Annotated in this window: 13 protein-coding genes and 1 pseudogene; 5 read left to right on the top strand and 9 right to left on the bottom strand. The window is 51.0% G+C overall.

Features of this window, described 5'->3' with window-relative positions; genetic code table 11:
* Window positions 1-15: 15 nt before the first annotated feature.
* Entirely contained in the window at window positions 16-633 is a 618-nt protein-coding gene (locus tag H581_RS0130025; RefSeq protein WP_029192483.1) for a DNA-3-methyladenine glycosylase family protein, read from the bottom strand.
* A 166-nt stretch (window positions 634-799) separates the two neighbouring features.
* On the opposite strand from H581_RS0130025, the gene H581_RS35845 reads away from it, so the two are divergent.
* Window positions 800-1,576 (top strand): aminoglycoside adenylyltransferase domain-containing protein, encoded by a 777-nt coding sequence (locus H581_RS35845; protein WP_036720522.1) that lies wholly within the window; start codon window positions 800-802, stop codon window positions 1,574-1,576.
* A gap of 64 nt (window positions 1,577-1,640) precedes the next feature.
* Here the strand turns inward: H581_RS35845 and hisJ are convergent, their stop codons facing one another.
* The 6 genes and pseudogenes from hisJ to H581_RS0130065 all read right to left on the bottom strand — a co-directional run bounded on the left by hisJ (window position 1,641) and on the right by H581_RS0130065 (window position 13,004).
* Entirely contained in the window at window positions 1,641-2,483 is an 843-nt protein-coding gene (gene hisJ / locus H581_RS0130035; protein WP_245600196.1) for a histidinol-phosphatase HisJ, read from the bottom strand.
* A 192-nt stretch (window positions 2,484-2,675) separates the two neighbouring features.
* Window positions 2,676-3,737 carry an ATP-binding protein gene (locus H581_RS0130040; RefSeq protein WP_029192485.1) on the bottom strand — a complete coding sequence of 354 codons (1,062 nt, stop codon included), beginning with the start codon at window positions 3,735-3,737 and terminating at the stop codon, window positions 2,676-2,678.
* A 54-nt stretch (window positions 3,738-3,791) separates the two neighbouring features.
* Complete coding sequence (locus H581_RS36770; RefSeq protein ID WP_029192486.1) at window positions 3,792-5,240, bottom strand: PAS domain-containing sensor histidine kinase; 1,449 nt, start codon at window positions 5,238-5,240, stop codon at window positions 3,792-3,794.
* Between the two features lie 637 nt (window positions 5,241-5,877).
* Window positions 5,878-12,060, bottom strand: coding sequence for a rhamnogalacturonan lyase family protein (locus H581_RS39425; RefSeq protein WP_051251469.1), 6,183 nt, complete (start codon window positions 12,058-12,060; stop codon window positions 5,878-5,880).
* A gap of 479 nt (window positions 12,061-12,539) precedes the next feature.
* Window positions 12,540-12,761 (bottom strand): annotated as a pseudogene (locus H581_RS0130060) (family 43 glycosylhydrolase); the annotation flags it as partial.
* A 30-nt stretch (window positions 12,762-12,791) separates the two neighbouring features.
* Complete coding sequence (locus H581_RS0130065) at window positions 12,792-13,004, bottom strand: hypothetical protein (protein WP_029192489.1); 213 nt, start codon at window positions 13,002-13,004, stop codon at window positions 12,792-12,794.
* A gap of 390 nt (window positions 13,005-13,394) precedes the next feature.
* Between H581_RS0130065 and H581_RS0130070 the strand changes: the two genes are divergently transcribed.
* The 3 genes from H581_RS0130070 (at window position 13,395) to H581_RS39430 (ending at window position 15,547) form a co-directional block, all read left to right on the top strand.
* Complete coding sequence (locus H581_RS0130070; RefSeq protein ID WP_029192490.1) at window positions 13,395-14,231, top strand: helix-turn-helix domain-containing protein; 837 nt, start codon at window positions 13,395-13,397, stop codon at window positions 14,229-14,231.
* Window positions 14,232-14,852: 621 nt separating this feature from the next.
* Window positions 14,853-15,428, top strand: a complete 576-nt coding sequence (locus H581_RS0130080) for a dihydrofolate reductase family protein (RefSeq protein ID WP_029192492.1) — start codon at window positions 14,853-14,855, stop codon at window positions 15,426-15,428.
* The gene (locus tag H581_RS39430) at window positions 15,425-15,547 is read left to right on the top strand and encodes a hypothetical protein (protein ID WP_281169586.1); all 123 of its coding nucleotides are present in this window, start codon (window positions 15,425-15,427) and stop codon (window positions 15,545-15,547) included. The genes H581_RS0130080 and H581_RS39430 overlap by 4 nt, the downstream gene beginning before the upstream one ends.
* Before the next feature lie 214 nt (window positions 15,548-15,761).
* Here the strand turns inward: H581_RS39430 and H581_RS0130090 are convergent, their stop codons facing one another.
* Both H581_RS0130090 and H581_RS0130095 read right to left on the bottom strand, forming a co-directional pair.
* Window positions 15,762-16,355 (bottom strand): GNAT family N-acetyltransferase, encoded by a 594-nt coding sequence (locus H581_RS0130090; RefSeq protein WP_029192493.1) that lies wholly within the window; start codon window positions 16,353-16,355, stop codon window positions 15,762-15,764.
* A gap of 5 nt (window positions 16,356-16,360) precedes the next feature.
* On the bottom strand, window positions 16,361-16,969 hold the full coding sequence (locus tag H581_RS0130095; RefSeq protein WP_029192494.1) for a TetR/AcrR family transcriptional regulator: 609 nt from the start codon (window positions 16,967-16,969) through the stop codon (window positions 16,361-16,363).
* Between the two features lie 280 nt (window positions 16,970-17,249).
* Here H581_RS0130095 and H581_RS0130100 point away from each other — a divergent pair, with 280 nt between their 5' ends.
* A complete protein-coding gene (locus H581_RS0130100) occupies window positions 17,250-18,050 on the top strand; it encodes a nicotianamine synthase family protein (protein ID WP_281169587.1) in 801 nt (266 codons plus the stop codon).
* Window positions 18,051-18,095: the final 45 nt, after the last annotated feature.

Consider the following 18,095-nt stretch of genomic DNA (forward strand, 5'->3'; position numbering starts at 1 on the left):
CGTCCATCCAGCTCCTTATTTCATTGAAATTTCCCACAAGTAGATGGACGCAACCGAGCCGTAAGGGGAGTAGCGGTTACGGTAAACCTCAAACTGTTCTTTGGTCAGGTCCGGCAAGCCGTACAGCTTCATCATTCCACGTCGTATCGCGATATCGCCCCAGCTGACCACGTCGCGGCGCTCCATGGCGTGAATCAGCAGCATTTCGCCCGTCCATCTGCCTATTCCGCGCAATGCCGTGAGCTTATCGATAACTTCCGAATCTGACAGGTCCTGCAGGCCGTCCAAGGAAAATTCGCCCCGTTCGATCAACTGCGCGATTTCGTTGATGCAGATTGCTTTCTTCATGGACATTCCGCAGCTTTGAATATCGTCAGCCGAATGGCTGGCCAGGTTCCGCGGCGTGACTTCTCCAATTCGGTTCCGCAGCCTGTCCCAAATCGTGTTGACCGCTTTAGCCGAGATTAACTGACCGATTATGGCATACACTAGCGCGGTGAACAGGTCGGGAGTCACTTCCCGCTCTAATCTGCCCAGCCGCGTAATTGCCGCGCCCAGCGTCTCATCCGCGCTTATGAGATAATCGAGCTCTTCCTGCCCGTAGTCAAAATATTTGGTTTGAATCGATGCCATCCGTCACCTCTCCATTGCCTGATTTGTAAAGCTCCTATGATCTTACTATACCTCACCGCGCCGCTTTTGTACGACTCGCCGAATGGAATAGCAAGATTTCAACATTTGTGATAATAATGGAATTGCGGCGCTTTGCCTATTTTAGCCGAAAGAGAGGTCTCTGCCCATGCAACCTGCCCTGAACGAAACGATTAACGGCCTGCTCGAATCGCTTCTGGCGGACATCCAAGATACGCTTGGGGAAAAGCTTGAAGGCTTATACGTATACGGTTCGCTGGCATGGGGGGATTTCGACCCCGATATTAGCGATATCGATCTGCTCGCAATCGTCTCCTCGGACGTAACAGAGGAAGAATGCGAGGCGCTTCGGAACATGCATGAGCAGTTTGCGAATCGCCATCCGGCATGGAATGACCGCATCGAAGCGCAATACTTGTCGGTCGACGGACTGAAGACGTTCAGAGAGAAGCGGAGCAGGATCGCCGTCATCAGCCCCGGGGAGCCGCTGAACATGAAGGATGCCGGAGTCGAGTGGCTGCAAAATTGGTACTGCGTCCAGCAGTACGGAAAGGCGCTGTACGGTCCCGCCTTGTCGACTATTATGGCGCCAATACCGAAAGAAGCTTTTCTTGCGGCCGTGAAGGCTTACGCTAGGCAATGGGAGACGTTCGTGATTAACACGCTGCATTCCAGGCCGTATCAGGGCTACGCGATTCTCACGTTGTGCAGGGCGCTGTACACGCTTACGCACGGCGAACAAACGTCCAAGAGGAAAGCGGCCGAATGGTTCAAGGAAGCTTATCCGGAACAGGCGCAGACGGTCGCCGGCGCTTGGCTATGGCGCGAGCGGTATCGGGACGCGGGCATCGACCATGAACAAACCTATGAGCAAACGGTCCGGTTCGTCGAATTCGCTATCGGTCAATTGTTAAAAAAAAATTAACCGTTCGGCCGACCGCAGTCGAACGAGCGGTTAACGGGGACGCCGCCGGGGACGTGATCCGTGCCTACCCCAAGCTCTCCTCCGCCCGGGAAAGCGCGGTTTCGAACCAATCCCAAGCCGAGCCGACTTCCTCCGGCTTATGGGAATCCGAGCCGAAGACGAGCGGGATGCCTCGCTGCAGACACTGCGCCATGAACCATTCCGGCACATACGCTTTGCCGCATGTAGGCTTGCGGAAGCCGGCGGTGTTCACGTCCACGCCAGCGCCGGCCGCTTCCAGCTTCGGCAGGATGCCGTTCAAGCGGCGCTTGACGAGCGATTCGTCCAGCTCGGGCAGCGCCAGCCGGAATTTCTCGATCAGGTTGATGTGGCCGATGCGCTTGCGGCAAGGAAGGCCGGCCGCCCATTCGATGGCCGCTTCGATATGGTTGTAATATTCCTCGGCCGCCTTATCCATCGACCCGTAATACGCGATCAGCTTGTCCGAGAACGTCTCCGGCGTATAGTCGATGCACTGGTTGCCGCCGATTCCGGGCAAATAATGAACCGAGAAGACGACGTCCTCCAGCTGTTCGCCGTACTTGTCCACGAGCCGGAGCGCGAAGTCGGGGTCTTCCGGCAAGTAATCCAGCTCCAGCCCGACCGCCACCTCGATCCGGCCTTCGTAGCGCTCCTTCGCACGCCTCGCCTCCATGAAATAAAGCGGCAGCTCCTCTTCCTTCATTGCGAGCTCCTTCATCAGCTTCGGATCGTCGACGTATGCCTCCGGAAGCGGCGGATGCTCCGTAATCGAATAACGCTGGAAACCGCGCCGGACCGCCTGTTCCAGATAAAGGTCCATCGGGGCGTCGCTGCCGTGACGGCAAAAGTTCGTATGAGTATGCCCGTCCCATTTTAAACGCATCATCAAGCTCCTTCTTTCGTCGTTTATTTCCTAACTTTAGCCCACATGCGGGCGAGTTGTAAATAACGCTGCGGAAAGCGAAGGAGAAATTCCCTGCGATTTGCCGCAAGGTGAGGAGAAACAAAAAAACCGAGCGGCAGCCGTTGAAGACTGTCACTCGGGACTAGCCGCAGCCATTCAGGCCGGGAGTAAACATCATGGATTTGACGAATAGAGGTTTATATTAGGCAAGCACACCTGAACTTCGGTTCCATTAGAGCCGCTGCTGATATTCAATGTTCCCCCCAGTTTCCGAACGGTTTGGTCGCATAGGCTTAATCCAAAGCCAAGGGCGTCGTCCTTCGTAGTGAAAAACGGGTTTTTCACTTGGGAGAGGATGTCCGGGTGAATTCCCTCTCCTTGATCTTTAACAATAAAACGAACGGTCTCTATTGTAATCTCTGCAGAGAGGGTTACGATGCCGCCTCCCTCCGTTGCCTCAAACGAATTATGCAATAAAGCAAGAATCGCCTCTCTGAGATATACTTTATTCCCTAATACATATCCATGTTGACTCGGAAATTCGCAAACCAGGCGAATATTTCGTTCTATTGCCAGATGTTGGACGGAGGAAATCAATTCCTGAAATAACGGGAACACCAATATGGGAGTTAACGTGATATCGGATGCCTTGCCGAGAAATAAAAACCTTCGCAGAATATCGTCAACCGTCTGAACCTGACTATACAGCAAATGAAAATACTCATTTAACTTTTGGTGAAGAGGGGTGAGCAGATCAATAAAGATGCTGTTCGCTTTGATATTCTGCTCCATAAGTTGTAAGGTTCCTTTAATTACGGCTAACGGGTTTAAAATAACATTGGCCGTCTCCGCAGCCATTTGGCCGATCAAACTGAAATTTTCATGAACCCCTTTGGACTCGTAAAATTGTTGCAAAGAGGTATGATCACATATGATCAAAACGATCGATGTTATCGTCTCGTTCTTCTGCATCGGAAATAAATATATGGATAATTGGTATACCTGTCCGTCTATATTTTCTTGAACGGGCAATCCATTCGTAACTATATTTTTTTGTAAGGTTTCGGTGATGACTCTCGATAAATTGGTATGAGACGGAAACAATTCTCCAATCATAACCGGGTAGCATTGTTTCGTTTTTTTATTCGCAAAAAGAACCCTTGTTTCAGGGTCGAGTACGGCAATGCCTATATCCACTTTATCAGAATTAAAAAGAAACTCCATTGCTTGTTTCATATAACATAACGCCCCATGTCGACTTATATTTCAATCCATTATGTTATAACCCGTTTAAGGAAAGTCATTTCCCTCTCCACGTTCAGCAACGGGCAATTGGATTCTGAATATTGTTCCCTCGTTTTTCTTACTTATAATATGAATGGTTCCTTGATGATTTTCGACGATTTTATTACTGATCATTAAACCGAGGCCGGTTCCGCCTTCTTTTGTCGTATAGAAAGGTTCTCCCAGCCGTGAAATCATTTCTTCGGGAATACCGCAGCCTTGATCTATAATGCGGATAATCGCATGATCTTTTTCCTGCTCTGCGTGAATGTTAATTTCCCCGCCTTCAGGCATCGCTTCAATCGCATTTTTAATGATATTGATGAAAACCTGTTTCATCTGGTTATCATCGCAATCGATGGTTAAAGTATTGGATTCAAAATGAGGGATAATCTGAATGTTGTTCATAATGGCTTGCGTGTCCAGAAGCGTAATGACATGTTGAAGTAATGTTAACAGATTATTCTTTTGTAAACTGATTTCATTCTGAGGTTTTGCCAATACCAGTAATTCAGTGACGATAAGCTCAATGCGATTGATTTCGTCTTTCATGATCTGAAGATGCTCTTTTCTGCCTTCTGATCTTGATATGATTAATTGCAAAAAACCTTTGAGTGAAGTTAAGGGATTGCGGATTTCATGCGCTATTCCTGCCGCCAGCTGGCCAACAATATTTAATTTCTCGGAAGCCTTTAATAGCTCCTGAGTCCGATTACGGTCCGTAATGTCGCGGCTAATTCCTAAAACCTGTCTGGTATCCCCCTTCTCGGCAAGTATGATTTTCATTGTAGTTTCAAACCAAACATACTGTCCATTGTTATGACGCACCCGGCATGTCGAAGTATATTCATCCGAATAATGAAGGGCTGCAGTGAATGAAGCGACATCGTCGGAATGCCAAAGCTCATAGATGCATTTTCCGATCAGTTGTTCTGGATGATATCCAAGTATACTGTGAATAGCCGGAGAGATATAAAGGCAGCTTCCATCAAGATTATTTAAAGATATAATGTCCTGGGAATTTTTCGAAACCAGGTCGAAACGTTCAGCAAGGGAGTGGTACCTCTTTTCACTTTCCTTCCAATCCGTAATATCTAAAAGTTGAATGATCAGAAATTGTGGTTCCTTTTGTTCGTTTACCATCAAGGAACCGCTGAATAAAACCCATACCGTATAATCTGATTTATGTAGAACTCGTTTTTCAACCCGATACGAATCTATTTCCCCGGCAAGCAGTTGCTCTATATATTCAGCATTCTTGTGTAAATCATCTGAATGCATGAAATCCGAATATGTTCGGTTTACTAATTCCGCTTCTGTATACCCAATTATTTGACAAAATGAAGGATTTGCCTTCAAAAACCGTCCATCAAGCCCAACCAATGCCATTCCATACGGCGCATAGTCAAATGCATTTGTAAATAGCGAATAATATTCTGATTCTTGATCCCTCATCCTTAACTGATTCACCTCTTGTTCTTCATTACGGATTGGCTTTAATCGAGCTTTTTATTCTTTAATGAGCATCAAAAAATAAAAATATCGATACTTCCGTGTATAATCATTAAGTAATGATGAAATTATTAATATCTTTTGAAAAGATAATATCATTACTTCTATTCCTGTCAAGGTTGACAACAACCTCTTTCAGGGATGGATCGTGCTTCCTTTTCATATTGGTTCTATTCTTTTCTTCCGCGAATTCCTAACTATCTTTATTATAAGCGTATAAAATGAAAAACCAAAAGCAAATGATAAAATCAACGTATCTGAAAATATATTCATCTACGGAGAAGGAGGCGATCCTATGACTAAAAAGAAAAGCAAGCCGCCTGAATTTGAGCTGCCGCATGATAATCCGGTGGAGGTTAAAATGAAACCATCGCCTCGGAAATGACCTGAATCCGGTAAAGACAATATTAGAGCCTCCCTGCCCATCCGATACCGGATCCCGGCAAGGGTCGATCTCCCGGAAAACTCGGCCTAACGCTCGCCGACTGAACACCGGCAAAAAGAGGACTGCCCCTAAGCCATCGGGGCAGTCCTCTTCACTTGCGCGCGTTGCGCGTTTTCAAGGGAATGACCTGCGTCGTTACCCTTTCACGCTTACCTTCATGATAACGCTCTCGGTCACGCCGGACTCGTTCTCAAGCTCGGCGCGATATTCGTAAGTGCCGGCGGAACGTCCTGTTACGCTGGAGACGGCGGTTTGCGCCTTCGGCGTGTCCGCCGCCAGCGTCCGGGTATCGATCAGCACGCCGTTCTCGAATAGGCGGTAGGTCGTGCCATTCGTTCCCCACCACATGTTCATCGTTACGGTATAGTCGCCGTTGCCGTCCCAATTATCGTTCGACAGCACCGGCTGCCCCGGAACCGCGTCCTTGACCGATACGTTTAACTCGCCGCATGCCGCCGTTCCCTTCGAATTCGACAGCTCGCATGTGTACGTATAGGTGCCGTTCGGCTTGCCGGCAATGCTCGTGACCGCCTTCTGGGCGGAAGGCGAGTTGTCGCTCAATACCTGCGTATCGATGAGGACGCCGTTCTCGTACAGCTTATAGACGGTGCCGTTGTTGCCCCACCACAGATTCATCGTAATCCGGTAGGCGCCGTCCAGCAGCCCGTTATCGTGGCCGTTGTCGCTCGACAGTGCCGGCTTGCCCGGCGCCCCTGACGCTTTCTCTTCGCCCGTTACGACGACCGATACGGTCTGAACGTTCTCCAAGCCGGCGTAATTGACCGCTCTGGCCGTAAACGAATGGATGCCCGCTTTTCCCGCCAAAGAAATCTCGCTGCCGTTAACGACCGGCGATCCGGCGAAGGAAAGCTCCAGCAGGCGAACGCCCGATTCCGGATCATCCGCTGCCACATGAACGGCCAGCACATCCGACTCGGTCAGCTGCTCCTGCGGCAGGCCTGCAAGGACGGGCGCCGTCGTATCCTCCGTCTCTTGAGGCGCGCTCGCGTAGCGGATGTTAGGAGCGGCAGGCTCCTCCATGCCGGTACCCAGATAGAAGCTTGGATGCGGCGGCTGATTGTAGCTGACGTTCTGCCAGGCAACGCCGAGACGGTAGATCGGATCATGCATCAGCGTGCGAATCTTGTGCTCCGTGACGTCGGTTGTCGTATAGATGCGCAGCTCGGAGCTGTCGGACGCCCGCCACATCACTTCCTCGCGCCAGTCGCCAAGCAGATCGGCCTGCAGGCTCGGATTCGCCTTCGTCGAGTTGTTCGACGAGGCGCCCTCGGCGGTCAGCAGGTTGACCGTCGTCTCATTCGCGTAGTCCCATTTGTCGATCCGGTTATAATCCTGAAGCTCGCGCAGCAGATCGCCGTCCCACCAGACGCCGAAGTTCGTCGACGACGGGATTTTCGTCGTAATCAGCTCGCCCTTGACGTTGTAAAGTCCGGTAATCGGAATGTGCTGTTCGTTCGTTATCGTAGCCGACCAGGCTTCCTCGCCTGCATGATTCGGGTCGATATCGGCCGTCAAGCCGCGGCCCGTATCCTTGCCGGTATAAATACCCCATAGAATATCGCCCGTTGCCGCGTCGCGCATTTCCATCCCGTACGGGGAATCCGTATGCTCATGCACATCGAATACCTCGAGTCCCGGCCGCGCCGGATCAAGATCGCCGAGATGCATCGCATCCCCGTGTCCAAGTCCGGTATTGTACAGCGGCTTGCCGTCGTCGTCGATCGCCATTGCGCCGAACGTAATTTCGTCCTTGCCGTCGCCGTCCACGTCGCCAACCGACAAGTTATGATTGCCTTGGCCGGCGTAAGCGCCGTAGCCTTCGTCGTTCGTGTCGAACCGCCATTGATGCGTCAGCTTTCCTTCACTGAAGCTATAAGCCGCAATCACCGTTCTCGTGTAGTAGCCGCGGCTAAAAATCAGGCTCGGATGCTCTCCGTCCAAATAGGCGACGCCGGCCAGGAATCGGTCCACGCGGTTGCCGTATGCATCGCCCCATGCGCCGACGTCGCCGCGCGGCGGATCGTACGGCACCGTATCGAGAGCGCCGCCGGTCAAGCCGTCGAATACGGTCAAATATTCACTACCGAGCAGCACGTACCCGCCGCTGTTGCGGTAATCCGCGCTCGCGTCGCCGATCACGGCGCCCTTGCCGTCTACCGTTCCGTCAGCCGTCTTGAACGTCACCTCCGCGCGGCCGTCCCCATCCAGGTCATACACCATAAACTGCGTGTAATGGGCGCCGGCGCGGATATTCGGCCCGAGATTGATGCGCCATAAGCGCGTGCCGTCCATTTTGTAAGCGTCCATATACACAATGCCGGTGTAACCGCTATGCGAATTGTCTTTGCTGTTCGACGGCGACCACAGCAGCACGATCTCGTATTCGCCGTCGCCGTCAAGGTCGCCTACGCTCGCGTCTCCCGCGCTGTAGCTGTACGGCTGACCGTCCTTCGTATAATCGTCGGCCGGCTTCTGCAGCGGAACGGACAAATACTGCCGCTGCCACACGCCGAACTCCTTCGAGGCAGGCTTCTCCGCGCCGTTCAAGACCGAGGTCAGGCGGTATTTCGATGCGTTCGTCCCGGCCGGGTCGACATAGTTGGTGCTTGAGGTCAGTGGCTCCTCATTAACCTTTACGCCGTCGCGGTAGAGGTTAAAGCCGATCGCGGCCGGATCGAGACCAAGCAGCCTCCAGCCGATATAGTTCCCCGTCTCCCGCTTCACGGCGACCGGGGCGCGGTCGACATACTCCATCTCGCGGTAGAGCGTCGTGACGGCAGGCGTCGCAAGGCTCGCCGACAGCTCCGAGATGCCTCCGGCATTGACCGAAGCTACTTTGTAATAATAGGAAATGGTCGTTAGTACCGTCGTGTCGGTATAGGATGCTTCGTTCGACTTGCCGATCAGCGTATATTCGCCGTCCGCCTTCTTGGAACGGTAAATATTGTACATGCGGGCTCCCGCGGTTTCCTCCCATGTAAACGTAAGATCGTTTTTATGAATCGCCTGCAGCGTTAAGCCGCTCGGCACGCCCGCTTTCGGTACGGACGGGTCGATCATCGACACACGGAGCTCGTTCGAGGCAACCGATTCGAAGCCGGTACTCTCTACGGCGGTTACGGTGTAGATATAATCAAGCCCGACATCCGCCGTCGTGTCGGTGAACGTGGTCGCCGCCGTTTCGGTCAGCAGCTCGGCGCTGCCGGCAACCGTCGCCTGACGGTATACGCGGTAACGAACCGCATCGCGGGCCGCTTCCCAAGACAACGACGCGGAGACCGGATCGCTGCCGAGCTCGAGGCTCGTTAACGTCAAATTCGCCGGGGCAAGCAGGAGCGGCGTAATCTCCAGTCCGTTCAGGTGAGCGGTCTGGCCGCTGAAGACGAGATTCATCTGGCCGTCCTTGACCGCGATTTGGTTGAACGCCCTCTCGGCGATGGTGGCTCTTCCGGCGCTTATCGTGCCGTAATCCTTGCCTTCAACCGCCACATTCGTACGCGTCGAACCGATCCAATCTCCCGTATACGTCTTCACGGAGTAGTAGCCATTCGGCATATCGACCTTAAATTCATAGGAGTTGCCGAAATAGGCGACAAAGTCTCTTCGCAAATGATCCGTTTCCGCACCGCGGTCACGGTCAATCATCCCCGCGCTGGACGTCAACCCGTATCCCAGCTCCGGGGTATAGATTACGCTGCGGGTCACCTCGGTATACCCTTCGGCGACCGGCGCGCCGACCGGTCCAAAATCAAAGCGGTACTGCGCCGATTTCGTTGTGATCGCCGCCTCGTCCGACGGCTCGGACTCTCCCCTGCCATTGACCGCCGTCACCCTTACCGTGTACGACTGCCCCTCGGCCATGCCGCCGATCGTGAGCGTCGGCACGGTTGCGGTGCCGATCATGGCATAGGCGGTCTCCGGCTCGGAGGCGAGCTTCCGGTATATTTTGTAAATGTCGGTGCCTTCCGAGGCTTCCCATCTGAGCACCGCGCCCGCATTGCTGACGCTTCCAGCCGTAAGACCTGCCGGTCTTGCCGGCACATGTTCAGGCGCTTCGATCTCGCGCACGTACGCGGATAACGGCGCATTCAATTCCTGAATGCCTCCCGCCAGCAGGCGGGCAATTTGAATGGCCCCGTATTCCTGAAAATGCGTATTATCCGCAGAACCGTTCGGGAATGCCTGATAGATGCCCGGCTCGACATGGAGGAAAACGGACAACGTCGCTTGCGCGCCAATGGAGTCGTAATATGCGACGCTAAGCGTGCTTAAGTCCACGAGCTCCGTGTTCAGCTCGCTTGCGACCTCTTTCATCGCCTGCACATATTCCGGGAAGCTGACGTTGAACTTACCCGTCTCGGCGTTGAAATCGCGGCGTCCCATCGGCGTGACGAGTATCGGCGTCGCTCCCCGCTGCCTGGCTCCGTTCACGTATGTCTTCAAATAGTTTTTGTAATCGGACGGCGAGGCGTACCTCTCCGGCACGCTTTTCGTCGCATCGTTATGTCCGAATTGCACGAGGAAATAATCGCCCGGCCGGATCGTCCGAAGGATCTCGTCAAGCCTTCCTTCGAGGATAAACGATTTCGAGCTGCGTCCGCCGATCGCGTGGTTCTTGAACGCCACTTCCGTGCCGAAGAAGCGCGGCAGCATTTGACCCCAGCCCGCTTCCGGCTCCCAGTACGGGTCATACGTCTGCACCGTCGAGTCGCCGGCGATATAGACGGTCGGAAGCTCCCCGGATAGGCGCGGCTGCTGCTTCATAATGACAAGCGCATTGATTTTCGGGGCCGATCCCGTAAATTCCAAATTTAATTGTCCGTCCACGAGCGCAATCGGGAAGTCCATCTCCAGAAATTCGCCCGCCGCTTTGGCCGTCAGCTGCACCTTCTGAATCGATTCCGCTTTGATGGCGATTTCCGACGGTTCCGCGCTGTCCCCGGCGATGAGCGATACGGTGTAGTCGCCGTTTGGCAGATCAACGTTGAACGACGTACCTCCCGGGATGGCAAAGTCGGAGCGCAGCGCATCCGCCGTTCCCCGGTCTCTCGCGCTCACCTTCGCCGGGTCGGCGAAACCGTATTTGATTCCGGCGGCATACGCCGTCCCCGAATCGACGCGGATATACCCGTCCTGGAGCGCGCCCGTTCCGAAGTCAAAACGCTGCACATCGCCCTCTGGCAGCGTGACCGGCGGCACATAAACCGCGCTTGCGGCTGTGTTGGAGCCGGCGGATTCCCCCTGCTCGTTATAAGCCGTGATCCGGTAGTAATGAGGGACCGACGTGTCTACCCCCGTATCGGTGTAAGTCACCGATTCCGATTGGCCGATCGCGGCGAATTCCCCGTCCTCAGCGGAAGAATGGAAGATGTTGTAGCCCGCCGCTCCTTCCGTCAAGTCCCAGCCGAGCACGACCGCGTCGGCTTTCACTTCCGTTACGGCTAAGCCCGACGGCGCCGCCGGCGGCTGCGGGGCCGGAATTTCCGCCGCTGCCGCCGCGGCGCTGAGCGCCGATTCGAGCCCGGAGGCATTTACGGCGGTCACATAGTACGTATAGCTGCTTCCGACCGTTACGTTTGAATCGAAATACGAAGCTGCGTCCGCTTGCCCGATCGGCACGTTCGCCGTATCGCCTTCAGCCCTGTAAACGTTGTAACTGACGGCTTCGGCGACGCTCTCCCAAGCAAGCGTGACATCGCTCGGCGTTATGCGCGTAACCGAGAGATTGGCAGGCGCAGCCGGAGGCGCCGGTATGACCTGCTGAATGACAAGAGCGTTCAAGTAACCGCCCGCACCCGCTCCGGTAATATCGACCGTGAGCTGCCCGTCCGCGACCATCGTCCGGTATGTCGCCTGCGTGACCGCCTGTCTGCTCGATATCGTGCCGGCGGCCGCCCCTTCCAAAGCAATGTTCGTCTTGGTCGTGCTGGTACCGACTAATAGATCGCCCGACCATGCCGTCACGTCGTATTCGCCGTCCGGCAGATCGACAAGAAACGAGTAGGACGTCCCAAGCACGAAATCGTTCGTCAGGTCATCGCCGCCCGATCGGTTCCGCGACGCAACGGCTTGACTAAGCCCATACCCTAATTCCGCCGTATAGAGCAGTGAATCGGATACGCCCGTGAAACCTGCCTGCACGGGGCTCGCCGACGTTCCGAAGTCGAACTGGCGAACGAGCCGCTCCCCCTCGGCGCTTGCCTGCTGAATGCCGAGCGGCAAGCCCGACAGAACCGTCGAATAGATAACGGCTGCCGCCAACCCTAGTTTGAACCAGCGTTTTCTGCTTCTTAACATATAAATGATATCCCCCGCTTTCTCGAATTGAACTGCATCATCCAGCTAAATCCTCGTTGTCGTAAGCGCTTACAACTTATTGCGTACACATACGAATACCTCAGCCATTTCCTCCTGATGCGAGACCTCCCCGTCCCTCCTTCGCTTTATTTCGGTTGCCTCCTCTTGATACTAACGCGGCAAGCCAATTTTTAACATTCAAAAAACCGGGCATTATGTTGAAAAAACCGATTTTGTTACATGGCATCTGAATAAAAGAATAGCTCTGCCGAATATGATATTAATGATTTCGTAACACCGCACCGTCTATAACGGCATGTTAAAGAGGCGATCCCTTGGGGTATCGCCTCTATTATTATAGCTTTATCATGTATTTTCTGCCTGATTCTTAACATTTTGTTGCTTCTACTCTTTATTTGCATCCGCTACGGGAACTCCGAAGTTCGGTGTACCGTCCTTATTCCAGGTGAGAACTTGGGCGCAGCCGTGAGCATGCCCATCGCATAGTTTTCATCCGTCGCGCTGGCGGAATAGGTCAGGAAGATCTTGCCGTGCCGCTTAAGCGCAGCCGGCCCCTCATTAACCCAAAACCCGATGATTTCCCAAGGAAATTCCGGCTTCGACAGCATCGCTTGCGGTCCTTTTATTGTCCACGGATTTTCCATCTCGGCGATATATAGGTTAGAGTTTCCATAAATATCCTGTATTCCCCGGTTATTCCTGCTGACGTTTCAAGCACTGAACCCTTCTTGTCCTCGACGCCTCATGCCGTCATAACGGATGCCGTGAGTAGGACGTACATAATCGACCTCAGAATCCATAACATCTTGCATGCCGCCTTTCACACTGTCATTACTCCAGTTTGTCCTCAACTCGTCATCATTATTTTCATATAGAGGAATATCTTTACTTGCAGCAGCATGCAATAACCCTTCACTTACCATTGGCTCCCCGCAGCGAAACGCCGGGCGCTCCCCGTCGCCCTAAGGAGAGTCCGTTTTTTAAAGTCCCTGTACGCAACAAAAACTTGGATTGTATTCATTTGTTTGAAAAATTGCCTCGCCAAGCTTAAGCTTGAAGTTGGGAATCGAAACAAAGCGTGTTCAACGCAAACCGTCGATCCCTTTATAACATGCCATATATAAGAATCTTTCTTTAAAATCCCTAATGATAACGTACAACAGTTGTATACCAAAAGGGCCTTGATTTATGAAAAATGGTATGTAAAGGTTAAGGTGTCGAATATTTGGAACGACCTTTTTCAGAAGCAACTATTTAACAAATCATGCACCACGCATAAAAAAATCCTGAATCGTAAGGAGATTGGAATAAAGATGGGTACAGTCGATTTTATGGTTTTGCCGCCGCCCCCGACTTTAATTCACGATGTGGAATGCGTACGGGTCGCATCGTATGGAGGATTCGAATCGCTCGAAGTTAAAGTATGTCCCAAAGGGTTCCCCGGCCTCGTCTATCAGGTTGCCGTTGATGGTACTCCTGCTATTGAGAGTATTTCGACCCGCACAGCCACGGTTGCTGACATACCATCCTTATTTCTGCACGGACAAGGCTGCGAGCCCAGTATCATGCGCTTCAATAGCATGCCTTATACGTCGATTCAAGTCGTCCTTAAGCCTCATGCTCTTTATTCCTTGTTCGGATGGTACGCGGACTCGCTTCCCCATGGTTTTCTGTGCTCCGATCAGTTCGATGCGGCGGCACTTGAACTGGAATTGAATTCGGTTCCGACGCTCGAAGAGCGGATATCTCTGCTTCATGCATTCCTAATAGACAAGAAGGAAAAAACGAATCAACGAGACGAACTGATTGAACACTCGCTTGAATTTATCCATGAGCGTATCTCTTGTATTTCCGTAAAGGATATCGTTGCTGCTTTCCATATCTCGGAGCGGCAACTGCAGAAGCGCTTCGCCCGAATCGTCGGCATGCCACCGCAGTTATATATTCGAATTGTGCGGGTCAATGAGGCTTTATCCTACATGAACTCCGGTCAATACGAGAGGTTGGTTGACATTGCCTATGCACTCAATTATTTTGACCAGTCGCACTTCATCCGAGATATGAAGGCATTCTCCTGGTTAAGTCCCCGAAGCATTATGATGAAAGTCAGTGAATTTCACAGCGACGAAGCAGGTGCTTCTTATTTATAAAGCAGGCTCAACTTTAATACAAGCAAATTAACGTTACATGAAGGGTTCTTACAATTTCTTTCGGCTTCTTTTGTTTATGTTAGTACTAACATAACGAAAGGAGCTGTTTATGTTGGAATCAAACGTCAATCATGTTAATCAAACGGCAAGGCGAAACTGGGCAATGAGATACAGACTGAAATTTGTGGGAATCATCGCCATTTCCATCATGGTGCTGCTTGCTACCTTTACGGTCGTTGGATTGTGGTTTTCCAGCAGTATGTTGCTATCGCCCTCGTTCAAGGTTGGAGTTTACGGGCATGCGCAGTGCAGAGAACTCATTGAAACTGTCTAGTTCTATTCCTGTCTTCTTCATCCATAGCAAGGCGGATCAGAATACCCCTTATACACAATCTGAATACTTGGCAAGTCTATATACGGGTCCGACAACGATATGGGTACCGGAACAAGGGGAGCACTCGGCGATTTGGAACGCAATCCCCGAGGAATATGAGAACAGAATCAATGCTTTTTTGCATCGATCACGTCATAATACTTTGGAATAACCGGACGGTATTTTACAAGAACATTCCCCGGATGACAGGTAAGATAAAATCAACCCCATATAAGGAGTGTAGCGATATGAGAAAAATTAAAATGCTGAACCGTATTTCAATCGATGGGTTTTTTGCCAGCCTGAATGACGACACCTTCGGAATGGATTGGTTTGTGCATGATCCTGAAGTGGACAAGGCCGCGCATGAAATTTGCGGCCGACTGGATACTCTTATCCTGGGAGGAATTACGTATCGCGGATTTGAGCGCAGTTGGGTGCCATTCCTGAATGACCCCAACGTTCCTCAGCAAATGAAAGCTGTCGCAGAACAATTGACGCAAATGCTTAAAGTCGTATTTTCCAAAACGCTTAAAGAATCCAATTGGGATAACACCAAGATTCTTCAGGGCGATCTCTTGGAAGCTACACGCGTGTTGAAAGAGGAAGACGGGACAGACATCCTTGTCATGGGTAGCGGATCCATCGTTCAACAACTTGCGTATGCCGGGTTGATCGATGAATATGTGTTTATCGTTTCCCCTGTTGTGGCCGGAGGAGGCAAGCCGCTGTTCCCGCATATTAGCAAGTCAGACCTCAACCTCGTTGAAGCGAGAACGTTCCAATCGGGCAACGTCATACTCCATTACGAACTGAAGAAATGATACTCCTTTTGTTTGAATCCGATTTGGATGAACAAGCCTTGCGTCAGCAGCTGGAGCAAGCGCTAGAAGAAGCGTACGGAATTTCGGCCATCATTGTTCTGGAACGGCTGAAGAGTTGAGAAGCGTCGCCGCAAGCTGCCCTTTCGCAGAGGCGGAGATTGCGTCTACCTGTTATTCCGCCAAAGCGTACGCAATTCGAAGCTCGCCGGCAATCTTCACCAGTTGGACGTCCCTGCGACTACACGCAATTGGACGACGTTAAATAAGCTTGTCGGATTAGCAAACGCCATGGAAGAGAAGGCGTAGGACGATTTTTATCAATGCTGCCCGGATTCACTTCACATATTTCAACGATAGAAGGTGATTTATACCGTTTTTTTCGGCCAGCTTTTTCGGAATTGTTTTTCTTTTGTACTCCTTAAACCCCAACTTCTGATACAATTTCATGGCTGGAATATTCGTGTCGGCAACCTCTTCGATTAAGTATTCTTTGTATGCGGTATGATCAAGAATATGGCTAATCAAATGCGAAGCCGCACCCCTGCCCCTGAATTCGAGGGCTGTTCCGACAAACTCGATCGAGCATTTATCGCGGGTCGGGTTGTCCAGAAGGCCTTCGAATTCCCGCTTCAAAAAAAATCCGGCAAGATTTCCCTTGAAGAAACCCAAGTGCTTGATCAATTGTTTTGTATGAAGCCTCACCGACATGGCTGTACCGTCCGTGCACGCCGCCATAGCTGCTACCTTCCGGTCGGCAAGGGCGATATAAAATTGATTTAACACAAACATATGGGCAAACGCTTTGGCAATTTTGTTTCTGTCTTTAGAGAAATAACCGAGCCACTGGGTAAATCCGTCGGCAAAAATTTCAGATATTTGAGATCTCGCATCTATATCCGTTTGATCCGCTTTGATCACAGTAAACATGTTGATTATTCTCCTTTCCTGTATAAAAAAGCAGTGAGGATAGACGGGGAAGGCATGCTAAAGTTGTTTTTCAACATCACTTTCATCTCAGCCAGTCCTTGAACCGCCGAAAAGAAAAATAAAGCCATTTCGTACGAGTCTCCCGAACCGAACTCGCCAAGTTCCTGTCCCCGTTTTATAAGTTTGCTTGTTCCGTTTAGCAGCTCGGTATTTACCTTGGCAATCTCGTTTTGATTTTCGTTTTTATCGTTCCTTGAAAAAAACGATTGAGCCATTAGGATCATTAAATTGGCGAGTTCATCGCCTGACACCATGTCGTTATAAACCTCATGGACAAACTGATTCATAAGCTTTTCAGGTGATTCGTCCGACTCAAAAAGTGCAACAACTTTACGAAGACCCGTTCGCGCATACTCCACCAATTCATTAAACAAATCTTCTTTTGTTTTGTAGTGCCTATACAACAGCCCGATGCTGATTCCGGCTTTATCCGCAATTTCTTGAACATTCGTGGAGCCAAATCCTTTCTGAACGAACAATTGCATCGCCGCCGATTGTATTTTTTCTCTTGTTGCATTGCGTAATTCTTCAAACTGATCCTTTGTTCGAGGCATAATCGCCCCTCCTTTTTGAGTGAGTTTTTACTCATTATAAAGAATAAGGACCGGAGAAGCAATACCTCCTCTTCTGCCTCTTGATACTTCTGGATACGATTCTTGTCCGCATTCAGGGAGCTGAATCCTTGTATCGCCGTGTCTAATCAATCTGCACGATGAATATATTGAGTATTAGCAATTAAACATTATTTGATGGGAGGTACCCGTACTGGATTCTTATACTGCGGATTTAACCCTGCTTGGCGGGGCGAAACAAAATGCTCGAATATCGGACTTAATTTCACTCATCATTGAGACGTATCTTGTGCTCCGCCGGGAGTCGGATCTGACCCCGGCTAATCCTATAATAAAAGAATATAGATCGAACCTTGCAAGACAAATACGTTTAGAATACACGCCTGAAGAAGTAGAAATGGTTATAAGAAATAAAAATATTAGAGAATTGCGTCAAAGCTTGCTTGTCAACCTGTCAGAATCCGAGTACCAAATGGAACTGTTTGAATCCAGACGCCTTTGCGGCGAGTCCGGCGCCGGTTTATCCGCGTTAGCCCAATATGAAGATTGGGAAAAGTATGAATCCTTGGTCGGACATGAACTTGAACAGCTAAGCAAGCAGCCTCAGCCGGCCGAAGCGGGAATACCCATTGTTTTTGTGGGCAGCGGACCATTGCCTTTGAGCGCAATTCTTATACATATTTTGAAAAAAGAGATTGTATATTGTCTCGACATCGATCCTGATGCCTGTGAGGCATCGACAGCCTTGTTAGAGCGGATCGGCCTGGCCCATAACATTCATGTCGTAAAGGAAGACGGCGCAAAGTTCGATTATCATCCGTTCCAGCGAATCTTTATCGCAAGTCTTGTCCCCGATAAACAGAAGGTGCTTGAGCAAATTCGACGCACGCGTCCCGATGCGTTGGTCGCTGTCCGCACCGTAGAAGGCATGCGCCAACTGATGTATGAAGCGCTAAGCGAGGAGACCATGGAATCAGAGGGGTGGGAGCTGCTGGCGCGGACATCGCCGGAGGGAAGCACAGTGATTAATTCCACTTTGTTCTACCGGTTCAAGAACTATTGAATATTCACCGGTATATTAGAAAAAATGGCGGTGCAGGGGTGAACT

This window comes from Paenibacillus harenae DSM 16969 (genome assembly GCF_000422465.1).
Classification (GTDB): domain Bacteria; phylum Bacillota; class Bacilli; order Paenibacillales; family Paenibacillaceae; genus Pristimantibacillus; species Pristimantibacillus harenae.

Excerpts from the sequence above, each read along its gene's own strand:
- H581_RS39430 (WP_281169586.1), top strand. The coding sequence starts at position 15,425 with ATGATACTCCTTTTGTTTGAATCCGATTTGGATGAACAAGCCTTGCGT.
- H581_RS0130080 (WP_029192492.1), top strand. The coding sequence starts at position 14,853 with ATGAGAAAAATTAAAATGCTGAACCGTATTTCAATCGATGGGTTTTTT.
- H581_RS35845 (WP_036720522.1), top strand. The coding sequence starts at position 800 with ATGCAACCTGCCCTGAACGAAACGATTAACGGCCTGCTCGAATCGCTT.
- H581_RS36770 (WP_029192486.1), bottom strand. The coding sequence starts at position 5,240 with ATGAGGGATCAAGAATCAGAATATTATTCGCTATTTACAAATGCATTT.
- H581_RS0130090 (WP_029192493.1), bottom strand. The coding sequence starts at position 16,355 with ATGTTTACTGTGATCAAAGCGGATCAAACGGATATAGATGCGAGATCT.
- H581_RS0130065 (WP_029192489.1), bottom strand. The coding sequence starts at position 13,004 with ATGGTAAGTGAAGGGTTATTGCATGCTGCTGCAAGTAAAGATATTCCT.
- H581_RS39425 (WP_051251469.1), bottom strand. The coding sequence starts at position 12,060 with ATGTTAAGAAGCAGAAAACGCTGGTTCAAACTAGGGTTGGCGGCAGCC.
- H581_RS0130040 (WP_029192485.1), bottom strand. The coding sequence starts at position 3,737 with ATGAAACAAGCAATGGAGTTTCTTTTTAATTCTGATAAAGTGGATATA.
- H581_RS0130070 (WP_029192490.1), top strand. The coding sequence starts at position 13,395 with ATGGGTACAGTCGATTTTATGGTTTTGCCGCCGCCCCCGACTTTAATT.
- H581_RS0130025 (WP_029192483.1), bottom strand. The coding sequence starts at position 633 with ATGGCATCGATTCAAACCAAATATTTTGACTACGGGCAGGAAGAGCTC.
- hisJ (WP_245600196.1), bottom strand. The coding sequence starts at position 2,483 with ATGATGCGTTTAAAATGGGACGGGCATACTCATACGAACTTTTGCCGT.
- H581_RS0130095 (WP_029192494.1), bottom strand. The coding sequence starts at position 16,969 with ATGCCTCGAACAAAGGATCAGTTTGAAGAATTACGCAATGCAACAAGA.